General features: G+C 68.7%; 13 protein-coding genes and 3 pseudogenes. 6 read left to right on the forward strand and 10 right to left on the reverse strand.

Going from position 1 to position 11,615, the window contains the following annotated elements; translation table 11 throughout:
* Positions 1-82: 82 nt before the first annotated feature.
* Both AC0680_RS33650 and AC0680_RS33655 read right to left on the reverse strand, forming a co-directional pair.
* Entirely contained in the window at positions 83-826 is a 744-nt protein-coding gene (locus AC0680_RS33650; RefSeq protein WP_478636532.1) for a VOC family protein, read from the reverse strand.
* Positions 827-1,179: 353 nt separating this feature from the next.
* Positions 1,180-2,298 carry a serine hydrolase domain-containing protein gene (locus AC0680_RS33655; RefSeq protein WP_478636534.1) on the reverse strand — a complete coding sequence of 373 codons (1,119 nt, stop codon included), beginning with the start codon at positions 2,296-2,298 and terminating at the stop codon, positions 1,180-1,182.
* 186 nt (positions 2,299-2,484) lie between these two features.
* Here AC0680_RS33655 and AC0680_RS33660 point away from each other — a divergent pair, with 186 nt between their 5' ends.
* The 3 genes from AC0680_RS33660 to AC0680_RS33670 all read left to right on the forward strand — a co-directional run bounded on the left by AC0680_RS33660 (position 2,485) and on the right by AC0680_RS33670 (position 4,415).
* On the forward strand, positions 2,485-3,144 hold the full coding sequence (locus AC0680_RS33660; protein WP_478636536.1) for a TetR/AcrR family transcriptional regulator: 660 nt from the start codon (positions 2,485-2,487) through the stop codon (positions 3,142-3,144).
* Between the two features lie 527 nt (positions 3,145-3,671).
* Positions 3,672-4,151 (forward strand): OsmC family protein, encoded by a 480-nt coding sequence (locus AC0680_RS33665; RefSeq protein ID WP_478636538.1) that lies wholly within the window; start codon positions 3,672-3,674, stop codon positions 4,149-4,151.
* Positions 4,152-4,253: 102 nt separating this feature from the next.
* A complete protein-coding gene (locus AC0680_RS33670; RefSeq protein ID WP_478636540.1) occupies positions 4,254-4,415 on the forward strand; it encodes a hypothetical protein in 162 nt (53 codons plus the stop codon).
* A 31-nt stretch (positions 4,416-4,446) separates the two neighbouring features.
* Here AC0680_RS33670 and AC0680_RS33675 read toward each other — a convergent pair.
* Together AC0680_RS33675 and AC0680_RS33680 are read right to left on the reverse strand one after the other, a co-directional pair.
* Positions 4,447-4,677 (reverse strand): annotated as a pseudogene (locus AC0680_RS33675) (hypothetical protein); the annotation flags it as partial.
* Between the two features lie 348 nt (positions 4,678-5,025).
* On the reverse strand, positions 5,026-5,421 hold the full coding sequence (locus tag AC0680_RS33680; protein WP_478636542.1) for a hypothetical protein: 396 nt from the start codon (positions 5,419-5,421) through the stop codon (positions 5,026-5,028).
* 182 nt (positions 5,422-5,603) lie between these two features.
* Between AC0680_RS33680 and AC0680_RS33685 the strand changes: the two are divergent.
* Positions 5,604-5,878 (forward strand): annotated as a pseudogene (locus AC0680_RS33685) (IS5/IS1182 family transposase); the annotation flags it as partial.
* 406 nt (positions 5,879-6,284) lie between these two features.
* Here AC0680_RS33685 and AC0680_RS33690 read toward each other — a convergent pair.
* Complete coding sequence (locus AC0680_RS33690) at positions 6,285-6,530, reverse strand: hypothetical protein (RefSeq protein ID WP_478636544.1); 246 nt, start codon at positions 6,528-6,530, stop codon at positions 6,285-6,287.
* A 238-nt stretch (positions 6,531-6,768) separates the two neighbouring features.
* Here AC0680_RS33690 and AC0680_RS33695 point away from each other — a divergent pair.
* Positions 6,769-6,961 (forward strand): annotated as a pseudogene (locus tag AC0680_RS33695) (serine hydrolase); the annotation flags it as partial.
* Positions 6,962-7,020: 59 nt separating this feature from the next.
* Here the strand turns inward: AC0680_RS33695 and AC0680_RS33700 are convergent.
* Positions 7,021-7,479: a PaaI family thioesterase gene (locus AC0680_RS33700; protein WP_478636546.1), complete on the reverse strand. Its 459-nt coding sequence runs from the start codon at positions 7,477-7,479 to the stop codon at positions 7,021-7,023.
* A 66-nt stretch (positions 7,480-7,545) separates the two neighbouring features.
* Between AC0680_RS33700 and AC0680_RS33705 the strand changes: the two genes are divergently transcribed.
* The gene (locus AC0680_RS33705; RefSeq protein WP_478636548.1) at positions 7,546-8,265 is read left to right on the forward strand and encodes a winged helix-turn-helix transcriptional regulator; all 720 of its coding nucleotides are present in this window, start codon (positions 7,546-7,548) and stop codon (positions 8,263-8,265) included.
* Here AC0680_RS33705 and AC0680_RS33710 read toward each other — a convergent pair.
* From AC0680_RS33710 to AC0680_RS33725, 4 genes are read right to left on the reverse strand one after another with little or no spacing between them, the layout of a single operon-like run.
* Positions 8,172-8,951: a ferritin-like domain-containing protein gene (locus tag AC0680_RS33710; protein ID WP_478636550.1), complete on the reverse strand. Its 780-nt coding sequence runs from the start codon at positions 8,949-8,951 to the stop codon at positions 8,172-8,174. The two genes, AC0680_RS33705 and AC0680_RS33710, sit on opposite strands and share 94 nt — an antisense overlap.
* A gap of 6 nt (positions 8,952-8,957) precedes the next feature.
* Complete coding sequence (locus tag AC0680_RS33715) at positions 8,958-9,644, reverse strand: HvfC/BufC family peptide modification chaperone (protein WP_478636610.1); 687 nt, start codon at positions 9,642-9,644, stop codon at positions 8,958-8,960.
* Positions 9,616-10,293 (reverse strand): multinuclear nonheme iron-dependent oxidase, encoded by a 678-nt coding sequence (locus AC0680_RS33720; protein WP_478636552.1) that lies wholly within the window; start codon positions 10,291-10,293, stop codon positions 9,616-9,618. The genes AC0680_RS33715 and AC0680_RS33720 overlap by 29 nt, the downstream gene beginning before the upstream one ends.
* Positions 10,294-10,319: 26 nt before the next feature.
* Positions 10,320-11,576, reverse strand: coding sequence for a PucR family transcriptional regulator (locus AC0680_RS33725; protein ID WP_478636554.1), 1,257 nt, complete (start codon positions 11,574-11,576; stop codon positions 10,320-10,322).
* Between the last annotated feature and the right edge of the window lie 39 nt (positions 11,577-11,615).

The raw sequence follows: 11,615 nt of genomic DNA on the forward strand, positions 1-11,615 counted from the left end.
CAGCAGCTGCAGATCATCGCCGCCGAGGGCTTGCAGTCTCACGAGCAGTCAGGCCTCACGTGCCGGGGTGTCGCCGAGTGCGTCAGGACTGGGCGAGGACGCAGAACTCGTGACCCTCGGGGTCGGCCAGGCACGTCCACGAGACGTCGCCCTGGCCGAGGTCGAGGTCGGTGGCGCCGAGGGTCCGCAGCCGGGCCACCTCCGCCGCTGTGTCGTCACCGGGGTACGGCAGCAGGTCGATGTGAACACGGTCCGGCACGGTCTTCGCGTCGGGCTTGCGGAGGAACTCCAGGTACGGGCCGACACCCTTGGCGGAGCGCAACACCGCCTGATCATCGGTCACTTCGCACAGGGTCCAGTCCGTCGCCTGGCCCCAGAACCGAGCCATGGCCCGCGGATCCAGGCAGTCGACCACCACCGCGGCGACCGGCCCGGTGTCCCGGTAGATCTCCCGGGGTTCGAGGACGCAGAACTCGTTGCCCTCCGGGTCGGCGAGGACCGTCCACGGCACGTCGCCCTGGCCCACGTCGACGGGCTTGGCACCGAGCGCCTGGAGGCGTGCGACCAACTCCGACTGATGGGCCGCGGAGGTGGTGGCGAGATCGAGGTGCACACGGTTCTTCGTCGCCGTCTTGGGTTCCGGGACGGTGACGATGTCGATGCAGACGGCGGTTGCGTCCGGCCAGACGAAACCGTCGCCGGGCTCGACGTTGGTCACACCGGGTGCCTCGCTGGAGATGCCCCAGCCGAGCGCCTCCGCCCAGAAACGGCCGACCGCGGCGTCGTCGAGCGCCTTGATGTTCACATTCACAGGTCGAAGTGCCATGCCGGCAACCCTATGCACTCCGTTACGGCATCCACAGCTGTCGTCGCCAAACAGAGATCAACTCGCTCACCAGCCCCACAAGACTCAGCTCGCCAAAGAGAGCGCTCAGCCCCGCCAGGTCAACTGCGCACTCGCCAGGTGAAGCGCCATGTCACACCGGGCCCTGCGGTCGGCGGATCGCGCCAGTTCGGGACCAGGTCGCCAGGACCACGATCCCGCCACCGGCGGCCGCCGACGGGGGCGGCGACCACATCCACGGCAGTCCCCGGCAGCCGTCCCCCCTGTTCCGAAACGAAGACCTTCGGCGCCTTCGGGGCGGCGCCGCGGGGGCTCGGCGACTCTCTCCGGCCTGGTCAGCCGTACATCGCCGCGCGGTAGAGAGCCGCGAGCGCGTCGTCGATGGGATGGGGTTGCGGCTGGCCTGAGGAGTCGAGCCTGTTCCACCTCTGCAGGTTCACCGCGACGGCCATCTGCCGCTTGCCGTCGGCACGGGTCATGGCCAGTGCTCCAGCACCCCAGACCGTGCCGCCGTGGCCCCAGAAGGTGCCCTGCCCGGGAGCCTCCATCGGGTGCAGGCCGAGGCCGTAGTCGATCGTCCTTCCCTCTTGGGAGACGACGGCGACGGTGCGTTGCATCTGCGCCAGCGACCCGGGGCTGACGATCTCGCCGGCCAGCAGCTTGCCGAAGAAGCGGTTGAGGTCCGTGACGGTCGATATCAGCGAGGCCGTCGGCCCCACCCATGACATGTCGTAGACGCTGTAGTCGCGAGGCGGGTCGATCATGCCGAACCACGCCTCGTAGATCTGCGAGTGCGGCCCGTCGACGCGCGGTCCGGCGGGAAATCCGGTGTCCCGGAGGCCGGCACGTTCGATGACGTTCCGGGTGATGTACTCCTCGGCCGTGGTGCCGGTCACCTCCTCCAGGAGTTTCCCGAGGAGCAGGTAGTTGGTGTTGGAGTACACCCCCGGCGTACCACCCGGCGCGCCGACGGCGGGTGCCCTGACCCCCATCCCGATCAGTTCGACGGGGTCGAACCGCGTGAACCGGTGATCGTCCAGGCTCTCGGGCCGGGTTTCCGCGATGACGGGGTACGCCCTGAGGGAGGCGTAGGCGTACGGGAGGTACTCGGGGAAGCCGCTGGTGTGGTTGATCAGCATCCGGACCGTGATCGCGGCACCGCGCTCTCCGGGAACCAGCCGCGGAAGGTACCGGCCGATCGGCGTGTCGAGACCGATCTGCCCGCTCTCGACCAGCCGCAGAACCGCGGCGGCGGTGAAGGTCTTGGTGATGCTGCCGACGCGGTGCCGCATGTCGGCGGTGACGGGGCGACCGGTGGCGACATCGGCGACCCCGGCGGCGCCGCGCCAGACCTGGTCGCCGTCACGCACCTCGGCGAACAGGCCCGGCATCCCGGCGCGGTGGACGTTTTCCATGGCGGCGTTCAGCTCCGCGGGATCCAGCGGGTTCCTCACGACATGCGTCCTTTCGTAGTCCCGGGGGTGAGCCGCACGCCGGCCGCCTGACCCGGGTAACGGGGCACGAGTGGCACGCCGGCCCGCCTGCTGCCGAGCCGTTCGGCACTCGCATGACCTCATTATGCACGCGGTGCGTGCAACACCAAGTGCATAGGTTAGACTGAACCCGACGAGAGGGGTGAGATGGCAGGCAGAAGGCGCTGGTCGACCGAGGAGATCCTGGATGCGGCGGCGGAGTTGCTGCGCACGGGCGACGCCGAATCGTTCAGCGTGCGCAAGCTCGCCGCGGCGCTCGGGACCGATTCCTCCAGCCTCTACCGGCATTTCCGCAGCAAGACCGAACTGCTGCGTGCGGTCGCCGACCGGATCCTCCTGGCTGCCATGGACGGCCACCGCCCCGAGGGCGACTGGAAGCAGCGCATCACGGCCCTTGCCCTGCGGGTGCGAGAGGCCTTCGGTCAGCAGCCCCAGCTCGCCGCGGTCTGGGGACGCTACGCGTCAAGCGGCACCGGTTCCCGGCTGGTCATGGAAGAGGTGCTGCAGGCTCTGCGTGCGTCGGGACTGCCCGACGCGGAGATCCCGGCGCGCTACCACCGGATCGCGGTCCTCATCGCCGCGTTGATCGCCTCCGAGGCCGGGGTCAGTACCGTCACGCCCGGAGAGCACGAACAGGGCATGGAGCTGTTTCGCGTCGCGGTACTCGGCGCCGACCCCGAACGCTTCCCGGCCCTGGCCCACTTCGCCCGCGACGTTCGCCCCCTCGGGGCGGACCGCCGCGCCGCGTTCGAAGAGATCCTCGCTGCCCAACTCGCCCACATCGAGGCCGCGATCCGCCCGAGCTAGCCGCCTGGCTCGGGAGTGTCGGCAGCCCCTGCGGGGGCACCACTGAGGCCGGCCGGAGGCGAAGCGGCGGCGGCAGTCGTCTCCGAGCGCGGGATCGGGCGGCACATCATCGAGCAGGGCATCGACACCTCCACGAGGGGGCCGGGCGATGTTCGGGGTACTGTCCGTCCTGCCGAGTTCATCCGCGAACTGCGAACTCATCGTCCAGGGAACCAACGAGGGCCTGGACGCTGCCGCCGCACCCGCGACGCCCACCTCGGGCCCACCACCGGCCGTGACCGGGGAACATATCCGCCACGCCCGCGACGTCCGCCTCGGGTCCACCGCCCGCCGTGACCGGGGAGCAAATCCGCCACGCCCGCGACGTGCTCACCCGGCCGGAGAGCACCGTCCCCTCGATCGCGAAACTGCCGGGCGCCCCTCCCCATGACCACTCCGCGAGATGATCACGGCGCCGGGGGAGCTGCACCCTGGAGGATGGAAATGCGTAGCACCACCGCCCCCAGTGCCTTCTAAGCTCTGGCCCTATGACGACAACGCATACCTACGACGTCACGGTCGAGTGGACGGGCAACCTCGGGTCAGGCACGGACAGTTATCGGTCCTTCAGCCGAGATCATGAGGTATTGGCGGACGGCAAGGCCGGGATCGCCGCCTCCTCGGATCCCGCGTTCCGCGGCGACCCGGCGCGCTGGAACCCCGAGGAGCTGCTCGTCGCCTCCGTCGCTCAGTGCCACATGCTCTGGTACCTCCACCTCTGCGCTGTCGGCGGGATAACGGTCACCGACTACGAGGACAACGCCCATGGAGTCATGACCATGGACGAGAGCGGCGAAGGAGGCCAGATCACCGAGGTTGTCCTGTGCCCCGAGGTGACAGTCGCCGACGCGTCGATGGTGGAGAAGGCTCGCTCACTGCATGGCGACGTACCTGAGCTGTGCTTCATCGCCCGCTCGGTGAACTTCCCCATCACTCATACACCCGTCATTCGTGTCCAGGAGAACTGAGCGGAGTTCCGACAGCCCCCGGCTCGCAGTGCCCGGCCAGGAAATGTCACGTGGTCGGCGAAACTTGGAGTCGGGACGGCGCAGACCGAGGAGGATCCGGCCGTGCTCGTCCTCAAGGCAGAGGTGGACGCCGACGATGAGGAGCTCGGTGCCTTCCGGCGCCTCGTCGCGCAGCAGACGGGCGCGGTCCGGCGGGCTGCCGGCCGCGGGGTGTTGGGCCGCATGTCGGCGGACCAGGTCACCGAGGCCAGGGCTCAGGCGTAGCCGATCGAGCATGTCAGGGGGGAACCACGCATCAGCGGGGAAAGCCGCTCTGGCGGGCGCGGTTCGCTCTGCATCTGCGACAGGGCGGGTGGCGCCGACCTGCCGAACCCGCCGCATTTTCGATGCTGTCCATGAATACACCGTAAGCATGCCCTCCAGTCGACCACTTGGAGATTGTTTCGGTCAGGTGGCTTGGGCTGGATCGTGCGAATTCACGGGAACAGATGAGCTCAAACCCGGGCAGGGATGCGGTGCATACGGTACCCGGATCAGGTCAAACCGCGAGATCGAGGGGGAGAGCTTCCGTCTCATGTACGGCCGTCCCGAGGGCCCTCTCGGCCAGGGCCTTCGACTTGGAAGGATGGATTTCCGCCATGGATCGAAAAGTCTCTCGCGGATCACCCTCGGCAACAACCATCACCACGACCGATTTCGACCCCAACGGGGTATCTCTCAAATTGCCGTCGTCCTACTGAGTTGATGCAGGCTAGGGATCCTGGGCAGGGCACCGACATTGCCCGCCTCCACGACCTGCTGCTCGAAGCTGAGATTCTGCAGGTAGTGGCGGCTGTGGTCGGGCAGTGGTTCGGTGATGCGGATGCGGATCACCTCAGGGCTTGAGCGAGTCCTTCGTACTGGGCACGGGAGCGCGTTTGACGCCGCTGCACGCCAAGAGTTCGGTCCCGGTGGCGTCGAAGTACAGGTTGAAGAACCAGAGCCGGTCTGCTGCGAGGATGGTCCCGGTACGCAGTTGCTCGCCGCGGTGCAGCGCGAGGATCTCAACGGTCTCGTCAAGGCCGATGGTCTTCGGCAGACCACGCTTCAACGACCGCCTCAGCCTCGTTGCGGCGATGCCGTGAACCATCCAGTGGGGCGCCGCCCTGTCCGAGACGTGTACCTCGCCGCCGCTGGCGATGGCGTCGCGTGCTGCCTTGCACGCGCTCGTCTGATCGGTGAGCATCGCGGCGATGTCGGGGTGACTGGGGCGCTCGTCCTCTGTGGCCATGCGCTGACTGTAGGGACGGAATTCGGGCGTTGCTACAGGATTTCGGCGTGGTCTGCGCCGGGCGACACGTAGAGGATGGAGCACTCGCGATGTTGCGCCGGGCACCCTGGAACGATCTTGTGGTGGCTGGTGTGATCACGGCGTCGGAGTCGTCCTGGATAGGCTCGTTCAGTGGGCGGGTGGGAACCAGGGTGCCGTCTACGATGAGGACGGTGTCCCTGCTGAACGCCGATATCCGACTCGTCGTGGTGATCGGCCGGCCCCTTCCCGGTAACCGCAACGACTGCAAGGCGTGGGAGGAGCCCGGCGCGAAGGCCGCCGTGAGCACGACCATGACGATCGCCGACGGTGGCTGTCCAGGCACAGGGCTTGTCATGCCTCACTGCCGCCTCACGGCGATGGCGTCCACCCCGGCATGCTCGGCATCGCACGCCCACGCAACCTCAACCTCGCCGGACAGGCGAGCGGACGGTTTGATCCCCGGCCTTGTCCACACCAGGCAGAGATGATTTACGGGGCAAGCCTTAGGCGCTGGTTGTCGGTCAGTACTGCTCCCTTTCCGGTCTTTGCCTCGACTGCTACCCAGTTTCCCGCAGTGCCCTGCGCTACGAAGTCGGCTCTGAAAAGGGGTGCCCGGGCGGGAGCGGTGGCCGGCACCGATCTGGGTTCGCCGCTGTAGCGTCGAGGTACGGCTCTTGGAATGCTGAGAGCGTGCGGAGCAGGCAGAGTGGTAGCCGCCTACCGCCAGGCGGGCACGGTACGTGCATGGCGAAGGCGCGCGCACAAGACTTGCTAGTCGTTGAGCACGCCACTCCCCGTGTCGATCGGGAGGTACGAGTTCCATGGCGGCACGATGTCGGACGTCAGGGAGTTGACTTGCCGAAATCTCCGAGTTCCGCAATCAGGCGCTCGCGTGCCGCTTCCAATTGGCCGGAGTAGTTGGAGTCGAAGATCTGAGGCAGTCCGGTCTCCAGTGTCCCACTGATCTTGAGAAGAGCGGACCAGACGGAGCGGTCGTCCACCAAATTCGAGAAATCCTCGCTATGCATGACGCGGTCCAGCCAGTCTGACAGGACAAGGGCCTGGTCGCCCGTCAACTCAATGTTCATTCGAAGCCTCCCCGTGAATCTCGCAACCGTGACCCGCCATCATAGGATGCCGTCCCGAAGCAGGTAGGTAAGCTGGTCCCCGTGAGATCGCCAGCCTCCAAGGTATTCCCCAACGTTAGGTCCGCTGGCGGGAAACGAGGCATGTAGCCCGGTCCCCGGTCGCGTCCACGTAATGGGCCGCCGACTGCCGTCTGAAGGTTCCCTCAATTTTCCGCGTTCCGAGGTTCTTCACCAGACACCCGGCGTCGGCGTCCCGGGTGGTACGCCGGGGGTGTACTCCGACACCAACTACCTGCTCCTCGGGAAACTCCTGGAGGAGATGACCGGCACCACGGCCGAGCGGTACATCACCCGGAACGCCATCGAACGTGCCGGCCTCCGGGACACCGGATCTTCCCGCTGGACCGTGCGTCGACGGGCCGCACTCGCAGACGACGCGCTCGCGGCGCCCTACCGCGTGGCGATGTAGGCCGTCACTCGTGAGCCGCCCTCACCGGATGGGGAAGATCGCGCAGGTGGTGGTGGCGTGTGCGTACACCTTCCCGTCGTCGACGCCGACCACCTGAGCCTCGGCGGTGCCGAGCGTGCGCCCGACGTGGACGGCGGTGCCGGTCGCCCGGAGCTTTCCGGTCCGCGCGGTCACCGGCCGGATGAGATGCACGTTGAGCTGTGCGGTCGTGTAGCCCGTACCGGCGGGCAGGCGGCTGAAGACCGCGGAGCCGAGCGCCGAGTCCAGCAGGGTGGTCAGGTAGCCGCCGTGCACGGTGCCCATCGGGTTGTACAGGTGCTCGCCGGTTCCGCCCTCGAAGACCGCCCGGCCGGGCTCCGCGCCGACGAGCGTGAAGCCGAGCGTGTGCGAGATGGGTGCCTGCGGCGTTCGGCCCTCGATGATCGAACGCAGGAAGTCCAGGCCGGAAGGAGCGGTGGTTTTGGTGTTTTCGCTGCTCATGGGAGTAACGCTAGATCGCCGCCACGACACGGCAAGTACGGATTCTGGACCGCTACCGTGGGCTGCATGAGTGGATACGGGCAGTTCTGCGCGGTCGCCCGCGCGCTGGAAGTCCTGGGTGAGCGGTGGACGCTGCTGGTCGTACGGGAGCTGCTGCTGGGCGAGCGGCATTTCAACGACATCCGCCGGGGCCTGCCGCGCATCTCACGGACCATGCTGTCGACGCGCCTGAAGACCCTGGAGAAGGCCGGGATCGTTTCCCGGGAGGACGGCGGCTACCGGCTCACCGAGGCAGGCGAGAATCTGGCGCCGGTGGTGCGGGAACTGGGCGGCTGGGCCACGCACTGGGACCGGCGCGGCCTGCGGCCCGAACACCTCGACCCCGACGTCCTCGTGTGGGACATCCGCCGCCGTACCGTGACCGAGCACCTGCCGGAGCGGCGGACCATCGTCGAACTGCGCTTCCGCGGAACGGAGGGCGGGCCGTACTTCCTGCACATCGCCCGGCCGCAGATCGACCTGTGCACTGACGACGGCGGCTTTGAGGTGGCCTTGCGAGTGGACGCCGACCTGGAGGCACTGACCCGCTACTGGCTCGGTGAGACCCCATGGGCCCCGCTCCTGCGCTCAGGAGCCGTCACTTTGACCGGACCGAGCACGCTGCGACGGGCCTTCCCCACCTGGTTCTCCGGCTACCTGCTCCGTGCCACGCCTGCCACAGGGCCACACCGCGGCCGTGTTCCCCTCGCGGGACAGCCGCCGAACACCGCGGTGGAGGACGGCTGATGAGCGGACCGGCTTCCGGTCGCCCGGACGAGCGGGACCGCCGCCGGCGCCCTCAGATGCCACGGTGATCTGCATCGCCTCGATCGCCGACGCCTCGTCCACGATGAGCCGCGGCTGGTCGGAGCCCCGTTCTGGTTCCAGTAGGCCCGGTGGTACTGGAACTTCCACAGGTCCTTCTTCGCCTTGGCCCAGTCGATGGTCGAGCTGAGGTCGTGGATGCCCCGTTCGATGCGCGCGTAGAACTCCCCGAGGGAGTGGTACGGCTCGATCTCGCCGAGAGCGGCCACCGGAGGGGCGGCCGGCAGCTCGATCTGCATGAACGTGTTCCTGACCTGGTCGGTGGAGAGTTTCCGCAGCCGCATGGTCAGCTCGGGCTCGCGCTTGAGCATCACGCCTGGGTAGGTGGGGATGACCTTCGGGTCGTAGAGCCGGAAACTCGTGTCCCCGACCGCGATCAGCAGGTTGCGCACCAGACTGAGGTGCAGCATCTCCTCGATCGCCACACCGATCATCGTGCGCTGCGCCGACGCGCCGGCCGCCCACTGCGAGTAGCCGCGTGCCTTGATCGAATAGGTCGCGTACAAGTACAGCGGAACCGTGGACAGTTCGACTTGGGCGGCGGCCTTCAGATGGTCGATCAGGTCCTGCAGGTCGGTGATCTCCTGAACCGATTCCTTCGTGGTCACGGTGAATCAATCCTCCGATGCCGATGCCGATGCCGATGCCGATGCCGATGCCGACACCGGTGCCGCTGGGGAAGTTGGGGGAGGCGAAGAAGAGACGTGCAGTCGCGCGTACGCCCCCGGGCTCAGCTCCCGGGTGACGACCGTGAAGTGCCGTCGGGTCACGGCGAGATGGACGGTCCGCTGTGCGGGCGGATCCGGTTCCTCGCCCCGGTGCACCGCGGCCAGGTACGCGTGGACGGGCGCGCAGACCCGCAGCAGCCGCAGGGGCGGCGCCGGGGCCGTGCCGTCCTCGGTGCCGGGCGCGTCCAGGACCTCGGTGAAGGCCCGCTCGAAGCGGATCAGGTCGATCAGCAGGTCGATCCACGCCTCGCGCTCCGCGCCGGGTCCGGAGTCCGGCCGCGTACGGGCCGGGTGGCCGGCGAAACCGGCACTGAGCCCGGCCAGTGTGGGGGAGCGGGAGGGGTGCGCGTCCAGGTGCTCCTGCGCGAAACCGTCGAAGATCTCCTGCTCGAGCAGCTGCACCGATCCGGGGTGAAGGGTGCGCATGCACTCCAGCAGCCGCAGCCGATAGCCCTGTTGGTGGACGAGCAGCCGCTCGCGGGCCGACTGCCGGCTGGACGCGGTGATCTCGTGTGGCCGGGGTCCTCGTCCGTCGGGTGCAGGATCACCGCCTGCATCCAGCGCTGCACGGATGCCAGCGAGGTGGCGTCAGCCACGGGAGCCCCCGCCGGGGCGGCTGCCGCCCGCTCCCGTGCCCTGTCGAGCTCGGCCAGCAGCTCCGGGAACGGCGGCAGCTTGTCGTCGCGTTCCAGCAGCGTGGACACTCCGCCTCCTGCGCCATCCGCCCGAGGAACTCCCACTCGGCGAGCGTGGAGGCGCGGAACTCCACGTAGCTGCTGGGGTTCTCCAGGACCAGTCGGCGCTCCAGCACGTCCTGGACGATGCGCACGCGGCGCACGACGTGGTCCAAGGTCTCCTCGGTGAACGGCAGCGGAGGCAGGTCGTGGGTGTGCACGCCCAGTACGCCCGTCCAGCACACGTGGTCCGAGACCCACGGGGCCCGTACCTCGTCGGCCAGCCCTTTCAGCCGGCGCAGGTAGCCGAAGTCCAGGGGGGCCGTGCTCCCGATGGACAGCGAGCCCCCGTGCAGGACGACCGGGTACCGTTCGGCGATCTCCGCCAGTGCGTGCCGTCTGGCGCCGCGGGTGTCCAGGAAGTTCGCGGAGATGATCTCGAAGAAGCCGACGTACTGCAGCGCTGGTTGCCGAAGGTTCCAGCGGTGCTGGTCACGGTCGTGCCGGCGATCGGCGCGGCGGCCGTCTTCGACCTCAATGCAAGCCAACCAGCACAGTCATCACGAGTAGACCTCTAGCCCGCGTTCCGGGGGCCCAGGGGCAGCCGCAGCTGGAGCCAGCAAGAGAGCCGGACGTCCGGGTTGGTGAGGTCGAGCCCGAAGAGGTCTTGGGTGCGGCGGAGGCGGTATTTGAGGGTGTTGGGGTGGACGGTGAGCCGCTGGGCGGCCTCGGCGATGTTGCCGGTCGCGTCCAGCCAGGCCAATACGGACGCGGCGTAATCGGTGTGGCGGGTGCGGTCGTGTTCGCGCATCGCCTCTATGCCGGGGTGCCGAAGGCGGGGGCGGCGGGCCAGTTCGTCGGCGCAGTGGAGCAGCAGCACCTGGGCGTGCACATCGGTGAGGGCGGCGACGGCCGGAGTGTCCGGGGAGGCGGTGGTCACCCGGAGGATGTCGTCCACCTCGGCACGTAGCCCGGGCAGTTCGGCCAGGTCGTCGGAGGGGCGGCTGACGGCGGCCCGTAGTGGGGTCTCCAGGATGCGGCCCAGGGCGGCCACGGCTTGCTCGGCGAGACGGCGGGCCTCGGCCGGGCCGGCCTGCGGCAGCAGAACGTAGACGGTGCGGCCGACGGTGGCCACCGCCGCCTCGTTGTGCACTGCTGCCCAGTGCCGGGCCGCTGACGCGCCCAGCCGGACGACGGCGGGGCCTGTGCGGTCGGTGCCGTACACGGTCGGGGCGAAGCCGAGGAGTGTCGGCTGCGGCCGTTCCGGCAGGCCCAATTGGAAGCGGATCTCCTCGGCGGGCCCGTCGCCGCGCAGCGCGGCCCGCAGGGTGTCCTCGCGAGCCCGCAGTTCGAGCTCGGCCGAGCTGCGGCGGCGCAGCATGTGCAGTGCCGCGAGCCGGGTGCCGTCCAGCAGCGCCCGGCTGCCCGCCGCGTCCAGCCGGGATTCCCCCTCGATGGCCCACATCGTGCCCAGCGGCAGATCCCCGGCCCGGATGGCGGCCGCGGCGCGCGGCAGCTCGTCGGGCGCGAGGACCGGCAGCCGCACGATGCCCTGCGCGCCGAGCACCTCGCGGTACTGGCGCAGCTGCTCGGGATCCTCGGGGACCCGCCGTTCCAGGATGCCGCGGCGGCGCAGCTCGTCGATCCGCTGGCCCGGAATCGACGAATAGGCCAGCACCCGGTGATCAAGATCCTCGATCGCCACCGAACCGCCGATGACCGCCGCGACGGCGTTGGCCAGGGCGAACAGCTCCTCGCTGGTGCCGCCGAGCCCGGACCCGGCCGGAGGCGGCAGTGCACCCGGCGGGTTTGGCGAATCCGTCGTCTCCATGTGCGGACCCTAGGCGATTTCGCCAACGACGGGGAGTGA

The organism is Streptomyces sp. NPDC043738, from assembly GCF_056436545.1.